The organism is Klebsiella sp. JB_Kp004 (genome assembly GCF_040065795.1).
Taxonomy (GTDB): domain Bacteria; phylum Pseudomonadota; class Gammaproteobacteria; order Enterobacterales; family Enterobacteriaceae; genus Klebsiella; species Klebsiella quasipneumoniae.
Genome location: NZ_JBEAKW010000005.1, coordinates 238,268 through 259,339 on the forward strand (window position 1 = coordinate 238,268; position 21,072 = coordinate 259,339).

General features: G+C 60.3%; 21 protein-coding genes and 1 pseudogene. 9 read left to right on the forward strand and 13 right to left on the reverse strand.

Going from position 1 to position 21,072, the window contains the following annotated elements:
* The first annotated feature begins 149 nt into the window (after positions 1 to 149).
* The 4 genes from ABLX76_RS07270 (at position 150) to ABLX76_RS07285 (ending at position 4,774) form a co-directional block, all read left to right on the forward strand.
* On the forward strand, positions 150 to 1,049 hold the full coding sequence (locus tag ABLX76_RS07270; protein WP_102004545.1) for a LysR family transcriptional regulator: 900 nt from the start codon (positions 150 to 152) through the stop codon (positions 1,047 to 1,049).
* Positions 1,050 to 1,344: 295 nt separating this feature from the next.
* Positions 1,345 to 2,334, forward strand: a complete 990-nt coding sequence (locus ABLX76_RS07275; RefSeq protein ID WP_048335915.1) for an ABC transporter substrate-binding protein — start codon at positions 1,345 to 1,347, stop codon at positions 2,332 to 2,334.
* Between the two features lie 11 nt (positions 2,335 to 2,345).
* Positions 2,346 to 3,764, forward strand: coding sequence for an amidohydrolase family protein (locus tag ABLX76_RS07280; RefSeq protein ID WP_261902351.1), 1,419 nt, complete (start codon positions 2,346 to 2,348; stop codon positions 3,762 to 3,764).
* 20 nt (positions 3,765 to 3,784) lie between these two features.
* Positions 3,785 to 4,774 carry a 2OG-Fe(II) oxygenase family protein gene (locus ABLX76_RS07285; RefSeq protein ID WP_023289988.1) on the forward strand — a complete coding sequence of 330 codons (990 nt, stop codon included), beginning with the start codon at positions 3,785 to 3,787 and terminating at the stop codon, positions 4,772 to 4,774.
* A gap of 73 nt (positions 4,775 to 4,847) precedes the next feature.
* Here ABLX76_RS07285 and ABLX76_RS07290 read toward each other — a convergent pair whose 3' ends face one another.
* On the reverse strand, positions 4,848 to 5,765 hold the full coding sequence (locus ABLX76_RS07290; protein WP_087849283.1) for a LysR family transcriptional regulator: 918 nt from the start codon (positions 5,763 to 5,765) through the stop codon (positions 4,848 to 4,850).
* Between the two features lie 120 nt (positions 5,766 to 5,885).
* Here ABLX76_RS07290 and ABLX76_RS07295 point away from each other — a divergent pair, with 120 nt between their 5' ends.
* The 3 genes and pseudogenes from ABLX76_RS07295 to ABLX76_RS07305 all read left to right on the forward strand — a co-directional run bounded on the left by ABLX76_RS07295 (position 5,886) and on the right by ABLX76_RS07305 (position 8,651).
* Entirely contained in the window at positions 5,886 to 7,418 is a 1,533-nt protein-coding gene (locus ABLX76_RS07295) for an MFS transporter (RefSeq protein ID WP_348874330.1), read from the forward strand.
* A 159-nt stretch (positions 7,419 to 7,577) separates the two neighbouring features.
* Positions 7,578 to 7,691: pseudogene (locus ABLX76_RS07300) on the forward strand (LuxR family transcriptional regulator); the annotation flags it as partial.
* An 822-nt stretch (positions 7,692 to 8,513) separates the two neighbouring features.
* Positions 8,514 to 8,651 (forward strand): hypothetical protein, encoded by a 138-nt coding sequence (locus ABLX76_RS07305; protein WP_229583961.1) that lies wholly within the window; start codon positions 8,514 to 8,516, stop codon positions 8,649 to 8,651.
* A gap of 8 nt (positions 8,652 to 8,659) precedes the next feature.
* Here ABLX76_RS07305 and ABLX76_RS07310 read toward each other — a convergent pair whose 3' ends face one another.
* The 9 genes from ABLX76_RS07310 to ABLX76_RS07350 all read right to left on the reverse strand — a co-directional run bounded on the left by ABLX76_RS07310 (position 8,660) and on the right by ABLX76_RS07350 (position 17,207).
* Positions 8,660 to 9,148 (reverse strand): DinB family protein, encoded by a 489-nt coding sequence (locus ABLX76_RS07310; RefSeq protein ID WP_065881478.1) that lies wholly within the window; start codon positions 9,146 to 9,148, stop codon positions 8,660 to 8,662.
* A 117-nt stretch (positions 9,149 to 9,265) separates the two neighbouring features.
* The gene (locus ABLX76_RS07315; RefSeq protein ID WP_023289974.1) at positions 9,266 to 9,799 is read right to left on the reverse strand and encodes an anti-virulence regulator CigR family protein; all 534 of its coding nucleotides are present in this window, start codon (positions 9,797 to 9,799) and stop codon (positions 9,266 to 9,268) included.
* A gap of 367 nt (positions 9,800 to 10,166) precedes the next feature.
* Complete coding sequence (locus ABLX76_RS07320; protein WP_348874333.1) at positions 10,167 to 11,138, reverse strand: oligopeptide/dipeptide ABC transporter ATP-binding protein; 972 nt, start codon at positions 11,136 to 11,138, stop codon at positions 10,167 to 10,169.
* Entirely contained in the window at positions 11,135 to 12,115 is a 981-nt protein-coding gene (locus ABLX76_RS07325; protein WP_101978567.1) for an ABC transporter ATP-binding protein, read from the reverse strand. The genes ABLX76_RS07320 and ABLX76_RS07325 overlap by 4 nt, the downstream gene beginning before the upstream one ends.
* The gene (opp4C, locus tag ABLX76_RS07330) at positions 12,112 to 13,062 is read right to left on the reverse strand and encodes an oligopeptide ABC transporter permease (protein ID WP_348874335.1); all 951 of its coding nucleotides are present in this window, start codon (positions 13,060 to 13,062) and stop codon (positions 12,112 to 12,114) included. The genes ABLX76_RS07325 and opp4C overlap by 4 nt, the downstream gene beginning before the upstream one ends.
* Positions 13,059 to 14,018 carry an ABC transporter permease gene (locus tag ABLX76_RS07335; protein ID WP_008804589.1) on the reverse strand — a complete coding sequence of 320 codons (960 nt, stop codon included), beginning with the start codon at positions 14,016 to 14,018 and terminating at the stop codon, positions 13,059 to 13,061. Before ABLX76_RS07335 ends, opp4C begins: the two co-directional genes overlap by 4 nt.
* A gap of 44 nt (positions 14,019 to 14,062) precedes the next feature.
* Positions 14,063 to 15,766: an ABC transporter substrate-binding protein gene (locus tag ABLX76_RS07340; protein WP_348874337.1), complete on the reverse strand. Its 1,704-nt coding sequence runs from the start codon at positions 15,764 to 15,766 to the stop codon at positions 14,063 to 14,065.
* Between the two features lie 342 nt (positions 15,767 to 16,108).
* Positions 16,109 to 16,792: a CatA-like O-acetyltransferase, family 1 gene (locus ABLX76_RS07345; RefSeq protein ID WP_104467126.1), complete on the reverse strand. Its 684-nt coding sequence runs from the start codon at positions 16,790 to 16,792 to the stop codon at positions 16,109 to 16,111.
* Between the two features lie 31 nt (positions 16,793 to 16,823).
* Positions 16,824 to 17,207, reverse strand: a complete 384-nt coding sequence (locus ABLX76_RS07350) for a VOC family protein (protein WP_023289968.1) — start codon at positions 17,205 to 17,207, stop codon at positions 16,824 to 16,826.
* A 90-nt stretch (positions 17,208 to 17,297) separates the two neighbouring features.
* On the opposite strand from ABLX76_RS07350, the gene ABLX76_RS07355 reads away from it, so the two are divergent.
* Entirely contained in the window at positions 17,298 to 18,068 is a 771-nt protein-coding gene (locus ABLX76_RS07355) for a DeoR/GlpR family DNA-binding transcription regulator (RefSeq protein ID WP_023289967.1), read from the forward strand.
* A gap of 3 nt (positions 18,069 to 18,071) precedes the next feature.
* Here the strand turns inward: ABLX76_RS07355 and ABLX76_RS07360 are convergent, their stop codons facing one another.
* A complete protein-coding gene (locus ABLX76_RS07360) occupies positions 18,072 to 18,701 on the reverse strand; it encodes a LysE family transporter (protein WP_348874341.1) in 630 nt (209 codons plus the stop codon).
* A 249-nt stretch (positions 18,702 to 18,950) separates the two neighbouring features.
* Here ABLX76_RS07360 and ABLX76_RS07365 point away from each other — a divergent pair, with 249 nt between their 5' ends.
* On the forward strand, positions 18,951 to 19,586 hold the full coding sequence (locus ABLX76_RS07365; protein WP_023289965.1) for a carbonic anhydrase: 636 nt from the start codon (positions 18,951 to 18,953) through the stop codon (positions 19,584 to 19,586).
* Between the two features lie 47 nt (positions 19,587 to 19,633).
* On the opposite strand, the gene ABLX76_RS07370 is transcribed toward ABLX76_RS07365, so the two are convergent.
* Positions 19,634 to 20,650 (reverse strand): NAD(P)-dependent alcohol dehydrogenase, encoded by a 1,017-nt coding sequence (locus tag ABLX76_RS07370; RefSeq protein ID WP_197734558.1) that lies wholly within the window; start codon positions 20,648 to 20,650, stop codon positions 19,634 to 19,636.
* Between the two features lie 153 nt (positions 20,651 to 20,803).
* Positions 20,804 to 21,013 (reverse strand): DUF1471 domain-containing protein, encoded by a 210-nt coding sequence (locus ABLX76_RS07375; protein ID WP_348874344.1) that lies wholly within the window; start codon positions 21,011 to 21,013, stop codon positions 20,804 to 20,806.
* Between the last annotated feature and the right edge of the window lie 59 nt (positions 21,014 to 21,072).

Genomic DNA, 21,072 nt, shown 5'->3' on the forward strand with positions numbered 1-21,072 from the left:
ATACCCGCTCCTTCGCGGTGACTGTCCGGCGTGCAAAAATGGATGAAACGATCGTTTCTCCGCTATGAATGCTACGGTATTGTGATAAAACTGTTGCGTCCAGAGCTTTGATTCGCACAACCCGTTGCAAAAAAGAGAGCACCCAAACGATGTTTGCCTTCTCCCGATTTCTGCTCTATTTCACCGAAGTGGCCCGTCAGGGGTCGTTTCGTAAAGCGTCAGAGGCGCTGCATGTGTCTGCGTCTTCTATTGACCGTCAGATTTTGCGCGTGGAACAGGAGCTGGCGATGCCGCTCTTCGAGCGCCATCCTACCGGGCTGCGGCTGACCGCCGCCGGGGAGCTGCTGCTGCACGCGGCCAATAACTGGAAAAAAGACTTTACCCGGGTCTGCGAGCAGCTGGATGACCTGCGCGGACTGCGGCGGGGGCATGTGCGCATCGCCACTATCGATGCCATTAACCGGCATTTCTTTTCGACGATGCTTAAAGAGGTGCACAAACATTATCCCAACATCTCTTTTACATTGACCACCATCAACAATATCCACATCCAGCAGGCGCTGATCTCCGGCGAGGCGGATTTCGGCATCATGCTCAATCCGCAGACCTCCCGCGAACTGCAGGTGCGGGCGTTTGCCGAAATGAATATGGGGATCGTAGTGCCGACCGGCCATCCGCTGGCCGGCCGCAGCGCTGTGCGTTTTAGCCAGTGCATCGACTACCCGTTTATCCTGCCATCCGCCCCGTTGATGATCAGCGAACCGGTGGAGGCGCTGGTCAACATCAGCGGCAACGAGGTGAAGGAGGTGGCGGTATCGAATAACATCCACATGATCCGCACCCTGATCAAAGAGCAGATGGGCATCGGCATCCTGTGCCGGCTGGATATTCTCGATGAGATCGAGTCCGGCCAGCTGGCGTTTGTGCCGCTAACCGATCCGCAGCTTAAGCCTTTCACCCTGGCGCTGTGCGTCTCGCCCGCCCGCCAGCTTTCCCTTGCCGCCTCGATGATGCTGAACCAGCTGGAGATGCTCTTCAGCCAGCTGTGAGAGACCGGGCAGGCACTAAAATCATTCATTAACGCACCAAAACGGTGCATTTAATGAGTGCATGAATCAAAGGTTGCATGCCCAAGGGCGGCGGCGCAGGCGATTTTTCGCGGCCGCTCGCGAGCCATCAAATCTGGCATCGTTTTTGTATAGCTGAGTGTGAGTAGAAGCGGTCAGTACGGGTTATCCATACGGGACATTGCTCAGTCACCATGTCGCGGTTCAATGTTGACCGGGATGGGAGGCTGAGCCACATTCGCTCGCTCCCCCTCCCGGCGTAAAGAGGAGAGGGATAATGAAAACAGGCGCACGCCTTCCCCGGGGCTTACGCTGGCTGGGCCTGATGGCCCTCGGCGGTGTATCGCTGGCCGTTCAGGCCGAGGAAAAAATCGTTCTGCTGACCTCCTGGTACGCTCAGGCGGAGCAGGGGGGTTATTATCAGGCTCAGGCCACTGGGCTGTACAAAAAATATGGTCTCGACGTCGAGATCCGCTCCGGCGGACCGCAGGTCAACGGCATGCAGTTACTGTTGTCGAAGCGGGCCGATGTGATCATCGGTTACGATCTGCAGCTGCTGGAAGGCATTCAGCGCGGCTTCCAGGCGAAAGCCATTGCCGCGCCCTTTCAGTACGATCCCCAGGGGCTGCTGACCCACGCCGATGTCAGCTCCCTGCAGGGGCTGAAAGACAAAACCATTCTGGTCTCCAGCTCCGGTCAGGCGACATGGTGGCCGTGGCTGAAGGCGCAATACCAGCTGAGCGACGCTCAGGTTCGCCCCTATACCTTCAATATTCAACCCTTTGTCGTCGACGACGCTGTCGCCCAGCAGGCCTATGTCAGCTCCGAGGTGTTCCAGGTGCAGAAGGCCGGGGTGAAGGCGAACTTCTTCCTCTTTTCTGAGCATGGTTACCCTCCCTATGGCGGTATTCTCATCGCCCGCCCGGACACCATCGCTGAGCGTAAAGCGGCGATGGCGAAGTTTGTCCGCGCCTCAATGGAGGGTTGGGTGAGCTATCTCAAGGATCCGGCGCCGGGAAATGCGCTGATTAAGCAGGACAACCCGAAAATGACCGACGATCTGCTCGCCTGGGGCGTGACCCAGATCCGTGAGCATCACCTGATCGACGGCGGGGATGCCGCCAGCCAGGGCTGGGGGACGATGACCGACGCCCGCTGGCAGAAGACGCGCGACTTTATGGTCAGCGCCGGTCTGCTGGCGGCGGCCACCGACTGGAAACAGGCCTATACCACCGACTTTGTCCAGACCATGCAGGTTAAACCCTGAGGAGCGACGCCATGTCATTCATCATTAAAAATGCCCATGCCATCCTCAGCGGTCTGTCCGGAGAGGCGGCGCGGCTGGCCGGGCCGGATATTCGCATCCGCGACGGCAAGATTGCGGCCATCGGCAGCCTGACGCCGCTGCCGGAAGAGCGACTGATCGACGCCCGCGACTGCGTGATCTATCCGGCATGGGTGAATACGCACCATCATCTTTTTCAGTCGCTGCTGAAGGGCGAGCCGCAGGGGCTGAACCAGAGCCTGACGGCCTGGCTGAGCGCCACGCCGTACCGCTTTCGCGCGGCTTTCGATGAACATACCTTTCGTCTGGCGGTGCGCATTGGTCTGGTGGAGCTCCTGCGCTCGGGCTGCGCCAGCGTGGCGGATCACAACTACCTGTACTGGCCGGATATGCCTTTCGATACGTCGGAGATTCTCTTCAGCGAAGGGGAAGCGCTGGGGATGCGCATCGTTCTGTGCCGGGGTGGGGCGACCCAGGGCCGGGCGGTGGAGCAGGATCTGCCGGTGGCGCTGCGTCCGGAAACCTTCGACGGCTATATGGCGGATATTGAACGGCTGGTCAGCCGCTATCACGACCCGCGGCCCGACTCGCTGCGCCGGGTGGTGATGGCGCCCACTACCGTCCTGCACTCCGCGCCGGGCGCCCAGCTGCGGGAGATGGCGAAGCTGGCCCGCCAGCTGGGGATCCGGCTGCACAGCCATTTATCGGAAACCGTCGATTATCTTGACGCCGCGCGGCAGAAATTCGCCATGACGCCGGTGCAGTTCTGCGCGGAGCACGACTGGCTGGGAAGTGACGTGTGGTTTGCCCATCTGGTGAAGCTTCTGCCGGAGGAGATTGCTCTGCTGGGCCGCACCGGTACCGGCATTGCTCATTGTCCGCAAAGCAATGGCCGGCTGGGCAGCGGCATCGCCGATCTGCTGGCGCTGGAGCAGGCCGGGGTCCCGGTCTCGCTGGGGGTGGACGGCGCTGCCTCCAATGAAGCGGCGGATATGCAAAGCGAAGCCCATGCCGCATGGCTGCTGCAGCGCGCGCGCAAAGGGATGCTGGCGCAGCCGCGCTACGCCGGAGGCACCTTCGAGGGCGGAGCCGATGCGGCCACGGTGGAGGATGTGGTGCGCTGGGGCAGCGCCGGCGGGGCGCAGATCCTTGGCTTAGCGCAGAGCGGCACCCTGCAGGTCGGGATGCAGGCGGACCTCGCCATTTACCGGCTGGACGATCCGCGCTACTTCGGCCTGCATGATATGGCGATTGGCCCGGTGGCCTGCGGCGGCCGCGCCGCGCTGAAGGCGCTGCTGCTGAATGGCCGGCCCATCGTGGAAGATGACGCCATTCCCGGTCTCGACCTTGACGCGATGCGCCACGACGCGCTGGCGGCAGTCCGTACCCTCCAACAGCGCGCCGCTGTTTAACTGATAACAGGATAATGACGATGAACGCAACCACCCAAAATCAACGCTATGCCTTACAGGAACTGGAAAAAGAGGCGCTGATGGGCGCCCAGGGCGAAGAGACCTTTGCCCGCGAAGTGCGCTGTATCGACCTGTCTCACTTTGCCGAAAGAAAAAATGACATTGCCGAACAACTGTGGGAGGCGGCGGTGGAGATCGGTTTCTTCCAGGTCAGCCACCACGGTATTCCGCTGGCGGCGATCCGCCAGGCGTTCAGTACGACCGAGGCGTTTTTCGACCTGCCCGACGAGGTGAAGCGCCAGTATCCGCTGGCCGGCAACGCCGGCTGGGAGAGCAAGGCGCAGGTCCGGCCATCGACCCGCACGCCGGATCAAAAAGAGTCATATCAGATAACCCGTCCGCTGATGGACGGGCGCTGGCCCAGCGATCGGGAGCTGCCAGGCTTCCGACAGACGATGCTCGGATTTGAATCGCAGTGCTGGCAGCTGGGGATGAAGATCCTCTCCTGCTTTGCTTTAAAGCTCGGTTTTCCGGAATCGTTTTTTACCACCGCGCACGATCCGCAGCGTGATACCTATCAGAGCACCTTGCGCATGCTGCACTACTATGCAACCGAGCAGTCGCAGCAGGGGATGTGGCGGGCCGGCGCGCATACCGATTTTGACTGCCTGACGCTGCTGTTCCAGCGCCCCGGTCAGGGCGGCCTGCAGGTCTGCCCTGGCAAGGACCGCGAAAGCCAGCAGTGGACCAGCATTGAGCCAAGGGAAGAGGTCATCACCTGCAATATCGGCGATATGCTGATGCGCTGGAGCGACGACCAGCTGCCGTCTAACTTCCACCGGGTGAGAAACCCGCAGCCCCACGAATATCAGGGGCCGCGCTACAGCCTGGCGTTTTTCTGCCAGGCCAATAAAGATATCGAGATCCTTGGGCCGCAGAGGAAGTACCCGCCTATCAGCGCCGAGGATTATCTGCAGCAGCGGATCCAGGCCAATTTCGCCAAAGGGTAGGATGTACTCTTGAGTGGTTTTCCTGTCGCTGGCTTTCGCTGGCCCGGCGGCAGGATATCCGGCGCTGGGCTTTTCACGGGGTCGGGGTTGCCGATGCGGGCGACAAGGGTATCTCTGCCGCAGCCATAAAATCGATAAAACAGCGTATTCGCGGCGACAGGTAGCGGCTGGCAGGCCACAGGACGGAGAAATGCCCATCCTTGACGCAACAGCCGGGCAACACCTCCTGCAGGTGTCCCTCATTGATGGCCTCACGCACAACAAAATCAGGAACATAGGCGATACCCATCCCCGCCGCGCTTAAGCGAATGGCAGCCTCAATGTTATTGACCCTCATCACGGAAGCGGCCCTGAAATCCCCCGTCAGCCGCATATCACGCAGTTCCCAGGGCTGGATCAGCCCCGTCGAAGGGAAGCGAAAAAAAATGCACTTGTGCGCCGCCAATTCCGCTGGCGAGCCGGGAACGCCGTATTCCGCCAGATATGCCGGGCTGGCGCAGAGCACAAAACGAAAACCCCCCAGCTTTCTGGCGATCAATCGGGAGTCCGCTAGTTCACCGCTGCGGATAGCGATATCAAATCCTTCATCGATCAGATTGACCAGCCGGTCACTAAAATCGAGATCCAGTTCAACCTGCGGATAACGACGGCTAAAGGCGGTGAGGGCAGGGAGCAGCAGGCGGTAGCCGATGACAGGCAGTGAAATTCTTAGTTTGCCGGAGGGCTGTGAGAGACTGCTCGTCAGCTCAGACTCGGCCTCCTGGATCTGCTCCAGGATACTCTGGCAGCGGGTCAGAAACGCGGCCCCCTCCGCCGTCAGGCTGACGTTTCTGGTGCTGCGGTTAAACAGCCGGACCCCCAGTTTATGCTCAAGCCGGGCGACATTCTTACCCACCGCCGAGGCTGAAATGCCCAGCAGCCTGGCGGCCTGAACAAAGCTTAGCGTTTCGGCGGTGCGGACAAAGGACGTTAGCGAGGTGAGGCTGTCCATCGATTATAAACCTTATGTCTCTTAAGAAGATATTTTCAGTCTATTTATCGGCATTAACATCCGCAATAGGATGGCGGCAGTTTATTCATTCCTTCCTTGCCGACTGATGAGGGCCGCCTGATGTTACTCACCGCCAGAACACATTCCCGATCCGCCAGCGCCCTGGCCGCGCTTTCTGTCTTTATGGCGGCCATGCTGCTGCCGTTAAGTTTTACCGGCGGCGTCATGACCACCCCGGCGATACAGCAGTCGCTGGGCGGCTCTCCCGCTGCGCTGTCGTGGCTGACCAATGGCTTTATGCTGACCTTCGGCAGCTTTTTGCTGGCCGCAGGCGTGACCGCGGATGCCATTGACAGAAAACGCATCTTTCTCGCTGGCGCCGCGCTGTTTTGCCTGAGCAGTCTGCTGTTTTGCCTGACGCACGATCTCTTCCTGTCAGGCGTGCTGAGGGCTCTGCAAGGTCTGGCCGCGGCGATGATTTTAGCCAGCGGCAGTGCGGCGCTGGCCCAGCTGTATGACGGCGCTCAGCGGACGCGGGCATTCAGCATCCTGGGCACGGTGTTCGGCGCCGGCCTGGCGTTCGGTCCGCTGCTGATCGGCTTCATGACCGACGCGGTGGGCTGGCGCGGCGTATACGCCCTGTTTGCGCTGCTCTCGGCGATGGTTCTGTTTCTCGGTCTGGCCTGTCTGCCCGCGGCAAAAAAAAGCGAGCCGCGGACACCCGACAATCTCGGCTTAACCCTGTTTACGCTGGCCCTGATGCTGTTCACTGCATCGCTGATGGTCATTCCGGCCCGCGGTTTTTTATCGCTGACCACGCTGGCCTTGTTCATCGTATCGGGGGGACTGTTCGTCGCGTTTGCCGTGCGCTGCCGAAGAGTGAATAACCCGGTGCTGGAACTCTCCCTGCTGCGCCATCCGCGTTTTGTCGGCGTACTGTTGCTGCCTGTCGCCACCTGCTGTTGCTACGTTGTCCTGCTGATTATCGTTCCACTGCATTTTATGGGCGGAGAGGGGATGAGTGAGTCGCAGAGCGCGCTGTATCTGATGGCGCTGACCGCGCCGATGCTGATTTTCCCATCCCTTGCGGCCCTGCTCACCCGCTGGTTTTCACCGGGGCAGGTGGCCACGGGGGGGCTGATGATTGCCTCCGTTGGGTTGCTGTTGCTGGGTGATGCTTTTCACAGCCACCGCCTCCCGCAGCTGGTGCTGGCGCTGATCCTGTGCGGGGCGGGGGCGGCGCTTCCCTGGGGATTGATGGATGGCCTGGCGATATCCGCAGTGCCGGTCGCCAAAGCCGGTATGGCGGCAGGCCTGTTCAACACCGTTCGCGTTGCCGGCGAGGGGATCGCCCTGGCGGTCGTCACCGCGGTATTAACGGCAAGCAATAACCTGACTCTGCAGAGTCGCGTTCACGGGTATGCGCCCGAGGTGATTCGCCGCGCCGCAGGCTGGCTGGGGGCCGGTAATATGCCGCAGGCGGCAGCGCTTTTGCCTGACTTTTCCCTTCGGGCGCTGCGCGAGAGCTATGACACTGCTTATACGGTACTGTTTAGCGGGCTGGCGGTCGTCACCCTGCTGTGCGCCCTGATGGTCTGGCGGACGCTATGCCGCAAGGGGGGCGCTATCCAGACCCGCAACAGCGGATCCTGAACCCCCATGACGGTGCACTGGCGTCACGCTCCCGATAATCGTCTTTTCCGGTCTGCTCAGCGAACCGGGACTGTCATTGTTTCGCTGGCGGAACTATGCTGATTAGGGCGGCCACATGCGCCGCTCCGGCAGCGGAAACAGTGACTCACAGGTGGCGGTATGGCGAGCGATCCGGAACTGATTTACATCGAGATCCTTGAAACGGTGCTGATGGCCACCCTGGATCCTGATTTGTGGAAATCGGCGCTGCAGAAACTGGCGTTCCTCACCGGCCATCAGTACGCGGCATTTCTGTTCTACGATAAAGGCAACGCGCACCTGTTGACCGATTCACTCCTGCTGGAGGAGAAGGTTTTCACCGCCTATCGCGACGTGTTTCTGGCCATCGATCCCGCCGAAAAAATACTGACCGCGTTACCGGTCGGGCAGATGTACCGGGACCGCGAGTATTTAGGCGATAAGTTTATTGCCGGCAGCGTCTATTACAATGAGTTTCATCACCCCAACGATCTGAATAATCTTACCAGCGTCAAGCTGTGCACCCTCAATGGCTATGCCACCTATCTGTCACTGATGACGGCCAATACGGCAGCTTATCCGCAGCCGGCGCAGTTTGAACTGTTCAGGCGCCTGATCCCGGCGCTAAAAACCGCCTGCCAGCTACACGCCCGGTTTGAACAGCTGCGGGACACCATAAAATACCAGAGCGCGGTAATGGACAATGGGATCTACCCGGTATGGCTGGTGGATCATGGCGGTAACATTCTCTACGCCAGCGCGCATGCCGAACGCTACCTGCGCGCCAACGCCCGCCTCTCCTGGTACAGCGGGGGCGATACGCTGTGCCTTAATACCGACAGCAAAAAACTGAAACGGGCTATTGAGCAGGCCACCCGAACGGCAGAGCCGCCAAGGGCAGGACTGTGCTATACCGCCGGCCGCCAGCCGAAACCGATCCTGGTGATCCCGGCGGCCCGCCTTGCCGGGGTGGCCTGCGTGATTATTCCCGAGCCGTTTCTCACCGGCAGCGCCGTGATGGAGCTGTTTAACGTCAAGCCTGCCGAGAACGCAGTGGCGGAGCTGCTGGTGCGGGGCATGACGCCGGATGAGTGCGCCTTACATCTGGGCGTATCTATCGCCACCATCAGAACCCACCTCAGCGCCCTGTACCGGAAAACCCACACCCGTAATCAGGCAGAACTGTTGCTGATCATCCGCGCGATCCACGGCTGACAGCTTGCTCAGGAATGATGGTCGCGCAGGAAAACGGTCAGCACCTCTTTCGGCGGCACGCCGCCGCATTCGCCGATCATCCAGCCCACCGCGCCGCGGTGATAGGCGCCGTGAAAGAGCATGTGGTTGAGCATCTCCATCGCGGTCATATTGCCGTCGCCGCCGTCGACAAATGTGAAGGCGATACGTTCGTGGAAATCGGCGGGCGTCATGGCGCTGACGTACTGAATGTATTCGTCCGTACAGGCGGTCATGGCCGTTTCCAGCTCATCAACGGTTGGCGTCTCGGGGGTATTCAGCGCGGTGTAACCGTGCGTCTTGCCGCGCAGATTCGCCCGGAAAATCATGTCAACGACATGGATATGGTTCATCAGTCTGAGGGTCAGGTGACGCTTTTCGCCATGTACTGTACCGTCTATCGCGCGGATTGCCTGCAAGGTGGCAAGGTCAATCCAGCGCTTGTATTTCAACAGCGTCACTACGGTGTCTTTGTCCATTGTCGGTCCCGGGTTGGTTGAGCCACTATCTTAGCGATGATGCCAGCGAGTTGTCACTCTCCCGCGCCAGGCACAAAAAAGCCTCGCCGGGGCGAGGCTTTTTAATCAGCAGGTGATTTAGTCAAACACACCGTTAATCACGGCGGTAACGATGGCGGTGCTCAGGGCGACCAGCACCAGGTCATCGCCGACCGCGCGCCATTCATAGCCCGGATAATAGGGCAGGTCGTTAATCATAGAAGCGGGCAGGGTCTTTTTCGCGATACCCGGAGGTAACGGTTTGCCGCGGGCGACATTTTTGGCGATACCCGGAGGCAGCGCCTGATAGCCGACCAGACCGTAGTTCACCGCAAGAGAGCGCGCCCGTGAGAAGCTAATATCGCTGTCGACGTGGTCGGGCTTGCCGTAGTTTTTGCGGTTGCCATGATCGTCATTGGACTGACCTTTATTTTGTCCTTTATTGCCATGGTCGCCGCTGTTACCGCTGTTACCATGATTGCCGCTATTGCCATGGTTACCACTGTTCCCGTGATTACCACCGCCGCCGCCATTGCCATTGCCGTTACCCGGGTTGGCATAGGCCGGAGCCGCCATAACGGCGAGAGAAATAACCGCCGCCAGTGCTGTTTTAATAGTGCGACGCTTAAGCATGATCTTGATTCCTTAATGTGGAGTACACGCATAAAAAATAAGATAAAGCTATGCCCCGGGCAATCTCATATAGTCTTATTTTTTGCCGGGCTTTCACGGGAAGGTCACATAGGGATAGCGGGGCGCGGACGAGCAGTTCCATTGCTGCGTTTTGACAGACGGGCGACCGCGCCCCGCTAAATGTGTCGCCGGCAGGATCGCTCCCGGGCGTGTCGCAAAAAAATGCCCGAAGCCATCGGGCAAAAATGAATAAAAATATTACGCTTCATTCATAACGCGTCTCACAAGACGGAACGGATAGTAAATCCTGGCGCCGCTGCGCACAATCGGCCGCTTGTTTAGAAATAAATAACCACGCCGACCGCGCTCAGGACGCGATCCAATGGCAGGCGACCCGATGGCCAGGGGCCACCTCGCGCAGCGCCGGCGCTTCTCTGTGGCACCGCTCGCCGACCTGCGGGCAACGGGATGAAAAACGGCAGCCGGCGGGAGGATTGACCGGATCCGGGATCTCGCCTTGCACCAGCGTCTGCGGTTCGCTGTGCGGGTCGAGGGTCGGCACCGCGGCCAGAAGCGCGCGGGTGTAGGGGTGGAGGGGGCGGCTGAACAGCGCATCGCGGCTGGCGCTTTCCACCAGTTGCCCGAGATACATCACCGCCACATCGTCACATAGATGCTCCACCACCCCGAGGTCGTGGGAGATAAACAGAAACGTGACGCCGCGGTCGTCGCGCAGGTCGGAAAACAAATTGATGATCTGCGCCTGAATGGACACATCGAGGGCCGAGATGGGCTCATCGGCGACGATAAAATCCGGGTTGAGGATCAGCGCCCGGGCAATACCGATCCGCTGGCGCTGGCCGCCGGAAAACTGATGCGGGAAGCGGGCGTAGTGTTCCGGCGCCAGGCCGCAGATCTTCATCACGTCGATCACCCGGTCATACAGCTCATCGCGGGCGCAGAGCTTGTGCTGCAGCATAGCTTCGCCTATCGCCTCGCCAATACGCAGCCGCGGGTTCAGCGAGCTGTAGGGATCCTGAAATACCAGCTGCATCTTCGGCCGAATGGCGCGCAGGGCAGGCGCGGTCAGGTCGGCCAGCTCCTGACCGTGAAATTTCACGCTGCCGGCGCTCTTCTCGTACAGGCCAAGCAGGGTTCGGCCGACGGTGGTTTTCCCGCTGCCGGACTCGCCCACCAGGCCAAAAATGGTGCCCGGACGGATGTTAAAGCTGACGCCGTCCACCGCGCGAAGCTCGCCGGTCTGTTGGCCAAACAGGCCGTCGCGCAGCGGAAAATATTTTTTCAATCCATCCACTTCAATAACATAGCGTTCGCTCATGCTGTCGCCTCCGCAAATTCACTGTAAAAGCAGGCGGCCCGCTGGCGCTCGCCGAGCAGCGGCGGAATCGCCTCCCGGCAGCGCGGTGTCGCCCGCTCGCAGCGCCCGGCAAAGGCGCAGCCCGTCGGCAGGGCGGCCAGGTCCGGCACCTGGCCGGGAATCGAGTACAGCCGCCGACGCCGCTCGCCCGGCACCGGGCGGGAGGCGATGAGCCCACGCGTGTAAGGGTGCTGCGGATGGCGTAATACCTCCGCGGTGGCGCCCTGTTCCACAATCCGTCCGGCATACATCACCACTACCTGCTCGGCCATCTGCGCGATCACCCCCAGGTCGTGGGTAATCAGCATCATCGCCATCTGGCTGGCCCGCGCCCGGTCCCGCAGCAGGCGCAGGATCTGCGCCTGCACGGTCACGTCGAGCGCGGTGGTGGGTTCGTCGGCAATCAGCAGTTTGGGCTGACAGCTCAGCGCCATGGCGATCATCACCCGCTGCAGCATGCCGCCGGAAAGCTGGTGGGGGTAGCTGACCATCAGGCTGTCGCCGCGCGCCAGGCCGACCTCGCTGAGCAGCCGGGTAGCCTGCTGCCAGGCGGCTTTCGGCGAGGCGCCGAGGTGGCGGATCGCTGGTTCGCACAGCTGCTCTCCGATGGTCAACACCGGGTTCAGGGCCGACATCGGTTCCTGAAAGATCATTGCCAGCTGGTGGCCGCGCAGGTCGGCCATCTGTCTGGCTTTTAGCCGCAGCAGATCGCGGTCCGCGAAACGGATCTCGCCGCCGTCGATGCGCGCGGCCTGCGGCGGCAGGAGGCCCATCAGCGCCATCGCGGTGACGCTTTTGCCGCAGCCGGACTCGCCCACCACGCCAACGGTTTGCCCGGCCTGAATCATGAAAGAGACGTCCTGCACCGCGCGCACGCGATGGCGTTCGCCAGCGAAAGAGACGGAGAGATGATTAAAGGAGACTAACGGTATGCTCATTTCAGCCTCGGTTTCATATTGGGATCCATGGCGTCGCGCAGGCCATCGCCCAGCACGTTAATGGCGATCACGGTGATAAAGATGGCGATCCCTGGCGGCATCCACAGCCAGGGACGGCGCTGGAAATCGATCAGGCTATTGGCGGCGTCCATCATATTGCCCCACGACGGCGTCGGCGGCACCACGCCGAGGCCGAGATAGCTCAGCGCGGATTCGCTGAGGATGGCGTTGGCGACAGCCATGGTCGCCATCACCACCAGAATCGGAATGGTATTCGGCAGCAGGTGGCCAAACAGCCGGCGACGCGCCGACAGGCCCAGCACCTGGGTGGCCAGCATAAAATCGCGTTCGCGCAGGGAGAGACATTGTCCGCGCACCAGCCGCGCCAGTCGGGGCCACTCCAGCAGGCTGAGCATCACCACCACCATATAGATGCGCGAGTCCGGAGAAAAATCGAGCTCGGAAAGCATCGCCCCGGCGACGATCAACAGCGGCAATCCGGGGATGGTCATCACCAGGTCGGCCACGCGCATGATCACTCTGTCGGTTAACCCGCCGACATACCCCGAGAGGGCGCCGAGCAGATAGCCCAGGAACACCGACATCACCATGGTCAGCAGACCGATAATCAGCGAGATGCGCCCGGCCAGCAGCAGGCGGGTGTAAACATCACGGCCGAGGAAATCGGTCCCCAGCCAGTGTTCGGCATCGGGCGGGTGGTTGATGCTCAGGGCGTCGGTGGCATCCTCTTTCCACGGCGACCAGACGGGCCCCAGCGCGCACCACACCGCCATGACCGCCAGCAGGAACAGGCAGAACATGGCCAGCCGGTTACGGCGCAGCTGTCGCCACCCCTGGCGCCAGGGAGAGGGGGTAATGTGCGCCAGCGCCGGGATAGCCGCCTGCCGCTGGCGACGACGGGTAGCAAAGTAAGACAGAATCATCATGACCTCACCCGAATACGCGGATCGGCCCAGGCGTACAGCACGTCGGCGAGCAAATTACCGACGATCGTTAGCACCGCCAGAAACAGGGTGAACCCCATCAGCACCGGATAGTCGCGGGCGGCCAGCGAGTCGATATGGATGTGGCCCGCCCCCGGCCAGTTGAATACCTTTTCGGTAATGATCGCCCCGGAGAACAGCCCCGGCAGCTCGAAGCCCAGCAGGGTGATGATCGGCAGCAGGGCGTTGCGTAGCGCATGTTTGAGGATCACCGTGCGCTCCTGCAACCCCTTGGCGCGGGCGGTACGGATAAAATCCATTTTCACCACGTCGAGCATACTGGCGCGCACATAGCGCGTCAGGCTTCCCGCCTGCAGCATCACCAGCGCCAGCACCGGCAGCGCCAGGTGGGCCGCCACCTGCAGCACATACTGCCAGCCGCTCTCGTCGCTGCCGGTATTGGTCATCCCGCCTACCGGCAGCCAGTGGAGATCGACGGCAAACCATTTAATCAGCAGCAGGCAGAGGAAAAAGGTGGGGAACGACATGGCGGCAAACACCGCGACGCTCACCAGATGATCAAACCAGGAGCCGGGTCGCAGGGCTGACACCACGCCGACCGCCAGGCCAATGCCCCAGTAAAAGACCAGCGCGACGCTGGCCAGCAGAAAAGAGTTCCAGATGTACTGGTTGAGCAGCTGGCTGACCGGGATCTGATACTGCAGCGAAAAGCCTAAATCGCCGCGCAGCAGCTGTCCCAGCCAGTGGAGATAGCGGGTGAACAGCGGCTGGTCGAGGCCATAGATCGCCTTCAGCTCCGCGGCGCGGGCGGCGGTCAGGGTGATATTGCCATCGATAAAGTCGCCGGGGGTTTTGGCAAACAGCATAAAAATAATGAACGAGGCCAGCAGCAGCATCGGCAGCGTTTGCAGCAGGCGCCTCAGGATGAAATTTTTCATGACGATCTCGCATCAGCCGCCGGTTAACCCGGCGGCCAGGGGATTTACTTGACGATTTTCACATCCGGCAGGCTGCCGGTCAGGCCGTTGTAGATATCCGGTTTAAAGCCGGTGACGCGGGCGCTGCTGGCGGAAAGAATGTTGCGATAGCCGAGCAGGATCACCGGTGGATCGTCGGCCAGCACTTTGTACAGCTGGTGATAGATCGGCTTGCGCTGTTCGATGTCGAGCACCGCGTTGCCGGCGTTAATCAGCTTATCGACCTCCGCGTTGTGGTAGCCGGACGCTTTCGCTTCGCTGCTGTAAAAATCCCATACCCCATCATGCGGGTCGTTGAGGGTGCTGGTGCTGAACGAGGCCAGATCGTAATTTCCGGCTTTGCGCTGCGCCATCAGGGCGTTGAAATCCACCACCTGCGGCTTAAGCTGCACGCCGATCTGCCGCCAGTTCTCTTTGGCGATGGGGATCAACGCATCGTTGAGCACCTTCTTGCTCACCAGCAGGGTCAGCTCCAGGCGCTGGCCATCTTTGACGCGGATACCGTCGGCGCCAGCTTTCCAGCCGGCCTCATCCAGCAGCTTTTTCGCCTGCGCCGGATCGTAAGGGTAAGGATTGACGCCTTCTGCGTTAAAGGCCCAGGAGATAGGGGCGATCGGCTCGATGGCGACTTTGCCGTATCCCTGATAGACCACGTCGATCAGCTTTTGCCGGTCCAGGCCGTAAATCAGCGCCTGGCGCACCCGCTTATCCTGCAGCGCCGGGCGATGAACGTTGAATTCCACCTGGCTGTAGTCGCTGGAGCCGTAAAGGTTAATGTTGGCGAAGCCGAGCATCTTCAGCTGTTCGATATCGTCAGGACGAGAGGTAAAGGCGTCGTAGTCGGTCTCCCCGGTCTGGAACAGCTGGAAGTTGGTCGACGGATTGGTTACGCGATAGATAAAGCGCGGCGTTGGCGGCGTCCCACGGTAAAAGTGGCTATTGGCATGGAAGCGAATTTCCTGACCGGGAATATAGGTATCGTACACGTAAGGGCCGTTGCCCAGCGGCTTGCCGTGCAGTGAGCGCAGATAGTCGAGATTTCCCCGCTGATATCCTTTGCCGTACCAGGCTTTCGACAACACCGGCCCGCCAATTTTGGCCAGCGTGGTGGCGCCTGGCTGGGTGGTGGTTACCTGCAGGGTGAGCGGGTCGATGACCTTCAGGCCGCTGACGCGGTCAGCCTTGCCGGCTTTGTATTCTGCGCCGCCGGCGATATTGGCCAGAGTGATGTCGGTATCGCCATCATATTTGGGGTCGAGCAGGACCGTCAGGGTAAAGGCGACATCTTCCGCCGTCAGCGGTGAACCGTCGCTGAAGGTCAGGCCAGGGCGCAATTTGATGGTATAGACTTTATTGTCCGGGCTGACCGTCCAGCTCTCCGCCAGCCCCGGGACCAGCTTGCCCTGGCTGTCCCAGTCGATCAGGCGTGAAAAAATGACGTTAGTGACGTTCTCATCCCAGCCGTTGACGAAAAAGTAGGGGTTGAAGATCCCCTGCGGCTCGGAGATCCCGGCCACTACCGTGTCCTTGCGCAGCTTAGCGCTGGCCGGGATCTGACTGGCGTCGGCGGCCGGGGTGATACCTTCTTTCAGGAGACCCTCAGCAAAGATGGCAGAAGAAAATGCTACCACGCCGCCGAGCAGGGCCACTTTTAGCGCCAGGGCAAAGCGGGTTTTTCTGGTTTTTAATCCTTGTTGTAATCTGGACAAAAGTGCTACCTCATCAAGTGATTGCGTGGTGATTTACAATTCATGACGAAAGATAAGAGGCGCACTTCGCCCTGTCTAACACTGAAACGCTATGATTTATAACCAATTATCCTTAGCAAAGGATCGGCAATATAATCCCATTCTATGGCTATGAAGCAGTGGTTTCCGCTGTGCGATGAGGGAGGCAACATGCTGTCCGCGACCCAGCCTTTCCATCGCGAGGTTCTGAACAGGCGTCACACCTGCGCGGTATTCGCCGGCTGGGCGAGAACGATGAAAGTGAACCCGTACCGACCGCCGTGTACGGCGTAAGGCACCGTGACGGTCGGTTCCGGGCAGACGTTAACGCTCCTTCGCCGCAGGGGGAAGCAGTGAGGGGGCGGTTGCGGCTAGCGGCTGCCAGAGCCGCTCGGGGTCGCGAAACCCCTCTTCGATGAGGGCATAAAAGCGGCTGGCGTGGAGACCGTCGACGAAGGCATGGTTAAATCGCCCGGCCACCGGGATCACGCCGTCTTGCAGTTTCCCCCATGTGAGCGCCGGAACCGCGGCGCCCACCGCGTATTCCGCATGGGTCATCGAGGTGAAGTGGAGCCACGGCAGACAGCTGGCGCAGATAAAATGTTCGCCATCGACGATGAGCGGCGCAGGCGATGTCTCTCTTGCCGCGACGATCTTTGGCGTTGCCGCGGCGCTGAAGGTGGTGAACTCGGGAGCGTTGTCGCACCATACCTGGCGGAAGCCCTCCTCGACGGTCATCACCGGCGTCATGACCGCCAGACTGTCATATTCAATCACCTCGCCATTGCGCATGCGCTGTCGGAGCTGCGGGACCCCGTTGGCCGCGCGCAGCAGGGCATAGAGCGCGAGCTGAAAAAACGAGACCCGACGGTCCTTTGCACATTCGTACAGGCGCTGCGCCTCTATCGGAACGCAGAGATTAAAGCTGGGGTTGGCAAATTGTCGGTAAAAGGTGAAATGGTCCCGGCGGGGCCAGGCCGCGGTGTCGATGATCCGGTAATGTGCCATGGATGCCTCCTTATGGCTGGCGGTCTGCTGACTATGCGACGATTTCAATCAGGTTGCCATCGGGATCGGCGATCACCGCCTCATAATAGCCGTCGCCGGTGGTGCGCGGCGGTGAAACCAGTATTCCCGCCGCGCCGGCGCGCTGGGCAAGGGCATCGACCTGGTCTGCGCCGCCCACCGAGAGGGCCAGGTGCGCCCAGCCGGTATGGTTATTATCGGCGCTGGCCTGCTGCAGGCCAGGCTTGGTCATCAGCTCGATCACCACCTCGTCGTCGATGGTGACAAAATAGGAGGCAAAGCCGGGATTGGTCTGGCTGAGGTATTTTTCATTGATGCTGGCGGCAAAGAACTCGACCCAGAAGCGGGCCTGAGCCTCAAGCCGTTGGGTCCACAGGGCGAAATGGGCAATTTTCATGGTAAACCTCCGGGCAGGAACATTGACAATCACGGCAGGGCAGACGATCATGCTTGCTGTTGCTCGTTTATGATGATTTAAGGAGTTTCTTTGCTCGATTATGCTGCTTTTCCTCAACAACGACAAGCGCTGATTTGCCAGATCCTGCAGGAAAACGGCAGGGTGGTGTGTGCGGAGCTGGCGGCGCGTCTTCAGGTGTCTGAGCACACCATCCGCCGCGATCTGCATGAGCTTAGCCGCGAAGGCGTCTGTAAAAAAGTCTACGGCGGGGCGGTGTTGAGCCTGCCGGAAGCGGGAGATTACAGTGAACGGAAAGATAAAAACCGAGCAACAAAACTCAGGATCGCGCAGCAGTGCGCCCGGCTGGTGAAACCCGGCGGCATCCTTTTCATTGATACCGGCACCACCAATCTGGCGATGGCCGAGGCGCTGCCCGCCGAGCTGGCGCTGACGGTGGTAACGAACTCTCCGGAGATCGCCGCGGTACTGGTGAAAAAGCCGCTCTACGAGGTGGTGATGCTCGGCGGCCAGGTGCAGCGGGCGAGCGGGGGCTGCGTTGGGGCCGCGGCGGTGGCTCAGGTGCAGGGAATGTTATTCGACCAGGGGTTTATCGGCGGCTGCGCCATGGCGCCAGAGTCGGGCCTGACCGGCTTTGACTATGCCGACTGCGAGTTTAAGAAAGCGGTGATTAAGCAGTGCAGCGAAATTATCATCGGCCTGACCTCGGATAAAATTCCGGCGGTGGCGCGATTCGTGGTGGCCACGAGCAGCGATATCGATGTGCTGGTGGTGGAGGAGAACATCAGTCGCGAATATCGCGTTGCCTTTCAGCAACACGATATTCGCATCCATACCGTGTAGCCGCTAGCGGGTGAGGGAGGTGGCGATAAGCCGCAGTCCCAGCGCCCCCAGCACCGTCGCGGTGGTGATATCAATTCGCCGCTTCAGCCGCAGGTAGACCCGACGCGGACGATCAGCGGAGAGCACCAGCGCCACCAGCGAATACCAGCTGACGTCAATCAGGAAACTCATCAGCGGCACGATGTAATAGAAGGCGGTGGGGATCTGCGCCGGCAGCACGGCGGTAAAAATCGAGGCAAACACCAGCGCGGTTTTGGGATTGCTCAACTGAGTATACAGCCCGTCGCGGAAAGTCTTCAGCAACGAACGGTTGCCGTCCATGCCGCTGGCGGAAAAATCCATCGTCTGCGCCGAACCGCGGAAAATCTTATAGCCCAACCATAGCAGGTAGAGCCCGCCCGCTACTTTCAAGCCAATAAACAGCTCCGGCACCGCGGTGAGCACCTTCTGCAGGCCCAGCATCGCCATAATAGAAAAAATGGCGGCGCCGGCGCCGGTACCCAGGGCGGTCACCAGACCGTGCAGACGCGAGCGGGCGACCGCATTGCGCGCGACAAAAATAAAGCTCGGGCCGGGACTGATCACCCCCATGATCAGCACCGCGGCAAGGGCCATCAGGCTGGATAAGAACATAGCAACTCCTGGTATGTCCGCCGCCGGCAGGCGGTCGGCAACGTGGGGACGGTACGAGCAAACAGAGTAACAAACTGGCTCAGGAAAGCACGTGAAAACCCAGTGGAAAAGGCGAGGCTGAACGGGCAGCCGCGGCGCGCGTTTTCTGCGCAACTGTTTGAATAACGATTCCCATTCCTGTCAGCGATGGTAAACTGAATAACTGTGATCTTTGTCATACCGTAATAACTACAGAGAAGAGACACTGCTATGCAACATATCATTGAGGGCTTCCTCAACTTCCAGAAAGAGATCTTCCCCCAGCGTAAAGAGCTCTTCCGCAGCCTGGCCTCCAGCCAGAATCCCAAAGCGCTTTTCATCTCCTGTTCTGACAGCCGTCTGGTGCCCGAACTGGTTACCCAGCAGGAGCCGGGACAGCTCTTTGTTATTCGTAATGCCGGGAATATCGTGCCGTCTTTCGGGCCGGAGCCGGGCGGTGTATCTGCGACCATTGAGTATGCTGTGGTTGCGCTGGGCGTGACGGATATCGTGATCTGCGGCCACTCTAACTGCGGGGCGATGAAAGCGATCGCCACCTGCCAGTGCCTGGAGCCGATGCCGGCGGTGTCTCACTGGCTGCGCTACGCTGATGCTGCGAAAGCGGTGGTGGAAAAGAAAACCTGGGCCAGCGAAACCGATAAGGTCAACGGCATGGTGCAGGAAAACGTCATCGCTCAGCTGAACAACATCAAAACCCATCCGTCGGTGGCGGTCGGTCTGCGCGACCAGACCCTGCGCCTGCACGGCTGGTTCTATGACATTGAAAGCGGCGAGATTCAGGCGCTGGATAAAAACACCAAATCCTTTGTTTCGCTGTCGGAAAATCCGGACGTCTTTTTCGAATAAAGCCGTTCCCAGGGCATGGAGGCCCTGTTCATCTCATCTCCTCACCACTACCACTCAACGCAAATTTTGCCGAAATGGGCGCCGCTTTGCAGATAGCGGAAGGCGTCTGGTAAGGCCGCAAAATCAAACACTTTATCGATAACCGGCCGCGACGCCTGCAGGTTCAGCGCGTTGACGTAGTCCTGTTGTTGCCGGCGATGACCCACCACCAGCCCCTGCAGTCGGGCCTGTTTACTCATCAGCAGATGGGTGGGCACATGACCTTCGAAGCCAGTCAGGACGCCGATCAGCGCGATGTGTCCGCCAACACTGACGGCCTCGAACGACTGGCCCAGGGTGCCCGGTCCGCCGAGCTCCAGGATAATATCGGCCCCGCGATGACCGGTGATGTCCTGCACCGTAGCGCCCCAGGCCGGGGTGGTGCGGTAATTGATGAGATGGTCAGCCCCCAGGGCGCGCGCGCGGGCGAGCTTTTCATCGGATGAGGAGGTGACGATGACCTGCGCGCCCATGCTTTTCGCCAGCTGCAGGGCGGTTATCGACACGCCGCCGGTGCCGAGCGTCAGCACCGTATCGCCCGCTTTTAGCCGCCCCTCCACCACCAGCGCGCGCCAGGCGGTGAGGCCGGAGGTGGTGATCGTCGCCGCCTCCCTGAAGCGCCATCCGTCAGGCGCATGGGTAAAATGACTGGCCGGTCTGACCACATACTGGCAGGCGAACCCCTCGGCGCCGTCGCCCGGCGTCTGGCTGAAGTCCTTCACCTGCGGGCCCGGACGGCCATCCAGCCACTGCGGGAAAAAGCCAGCGACCACCCGGTCGCCTGGCTGAAACTCGCTGACCCCTGCGCCAACCGCTTCGACCACCCCCGCGCCGTCCGCCATCAGGATCCGCCGATCGGCAGTGGGAATCACCCCCGTCGCTACCAGCAAATCGTGATAGTTCAGGGAGGTGGCGTGTAGCGCTACGCGGATCTCGCCTGCCGCCGGCGCGCCGGGGTCGGCAAGATCGACAAGCTGCAGATTATCCAGCGAACCGGGTTTGTTGACGATCCAGGCTTTCATCATGGGGCTCTCTTTATCCGGGGGATGCGCTAAGTATTGGCCCGTCATCGGCTGAACGCCATAGCGCGTCGGTCAGGAAATCACTGTCCGGAGAAAGAGGCGAAAAAAAAGCGCCGTTTTTGACGGCGCTTTTTTAATCGCGAAAGAGGGAAGAGATTATTTGCTCAGCTCAGCCGTCATATGGACGCGATTATTAAACTGGGCGCTGGTGATTTTATAGGACGCACCCTGCTCAGTGGCCTGGGCGGCGATTTTGGCTTCCGCACGGTCCAGGGTGGAAGCGGTGGCGCTGACGCTCTGGGCGAAGCTGACGGAAGAGAACAGCGACAGTGCAGCAACAGCAACGAAAGTTTTGATGGATTTCATGGTCATATTCCTTAATCTGGTGTCTGATATAGGGCTTGTCGCCCTGATGTGATAAAGAA

Coding starts and splice junctions, on each gene's coding strand:
- ABLX76_RS07270 (WP_102004545.1), top strand. CDS start 150: ATGTTTGCCTTCTCCCGATTTCTGCTCTATTTCACCGAAGTGGCCCGT.
- ABLX76_RS07275 (WP_048335915.1), top strand. CDS start 1,345: ATGAAAACAGGCGCACGCCTTCCCCGGGGCTTACGCTGGCTGGGCCTG.
- ABLX76_RS07280 (WP_261902351.1), top strand. CDS start 2,346: ATGTCATTCATCATTAAAAATGCCCATGCCATCCTCAGCGGTCTGTCC.
- ABLX76_RS07285 (WP_023289988.1), top strand. CDS start 3,785: ATGAACGCAACCACCCAAAATCAACGCTATGCCTTACAGGAACTGGAA.
- ABLX76_RS07290 (WP_087849283.1), bottom strand. CDS start 5,765: ATGGACAGCCTCACCTCGCTAACGTCCTTTGTCCGCACCGCCGAAACG.
- ABLX76_RS07295 (WP_348874330.1), top strand. CDS start 5,886: ATGTTACTCACCGCCAGAACACATTCCCGATCCGCCAGCGCCCTGGCC.
- ABLX76_RS07305 (WP_229583961.1), top strand. CDS start 8,514: ATGACGCCGGATGAGTGCGCCTTACATCTGGGCGTATCTATCGCCACC.
- ABLX76_RS07310 (WP_065881478.1), bottom strand. CDS start 9,148: ATGGACAAAGACACCGTAGTGACGCTGTTGAAATACAAGCGCTGGATT.
- ABLX76_RS07315 (WP_023289974.1), bottom strand. CDS start 9,799: ATGCTTAAGCGTCGCACTATTAAAACAGCACTGGCGGCGGTTATTTCT.
- ABLX76_RS07320 (WP_348874333.1), bottom strand. CDS start 11,138: ATGAGCGAACGCTATGTTATTGAAGTGGATGGATTGAAAAAATATTTT.
- ABLX76_RS07325 (WP_101978567.1), bottom strand. CDS start 12,115: ATGAGCATACCGTTAGTCTCCTTTAATCATCTCTCCGTCTCTTTCGCT.
- opp4C (WP_348874335.1), bottom strand. CDS start 13,062: ATGATGATTCTGTCTTACTTTGCTACCCGTCGTCGCCAGCGGCAGGCG.
- ABLX76_RS07335 (WP_008804589.1), bottom strand. CDS start 14,018: ATGAAAAATTTCATCCTGAGGCGCCTGCTGCAAACGCTGCCGATGCTG.
- ABLX76_RS07345 (WP_104467126.1), bottom strand. CDS start 16,792: ATGGCACATTACCGGATCATCGACACCGCGGCCTGGCCCCGCCGGGAC.
- ABLX76_RS07350 (WP_023289968.1), bottom strand. CDS start 17,207: ATGAAAATTGCCCATTTCGCCCTGTGGACCCAACGGCTTGAGGCTCAG.
- ABLX76_RS07360 (WP_348874341.1), bottom strand. CDS start 18,701: ATGTTCTTATCCAGCCTGATGGCCCTTGCCGCGGTGCTGATCATGGGG.
- ABLX76_RS07365 (WP_023289965.1), top strand. CDS start 18,951: ATGCAACATATCATTGAGGGCTTCCTCAACTTCCAGAAAGAGATCTTC.
- ABLX76_RS07370 (WP_197734558.1), bottom strand. CDS start 20,650: ATGATGAAAGCCTGGATCGTCAACAAACCCGGTTCGCTGGATAATCTG.
- ABLX76_RS07375 (WP_348874344.1), bottom strand. CDS start 21,013: ATGAAATCCATCAAAACTTTCGTTGCTGTTGCTGCACTGTCGCTGTTC.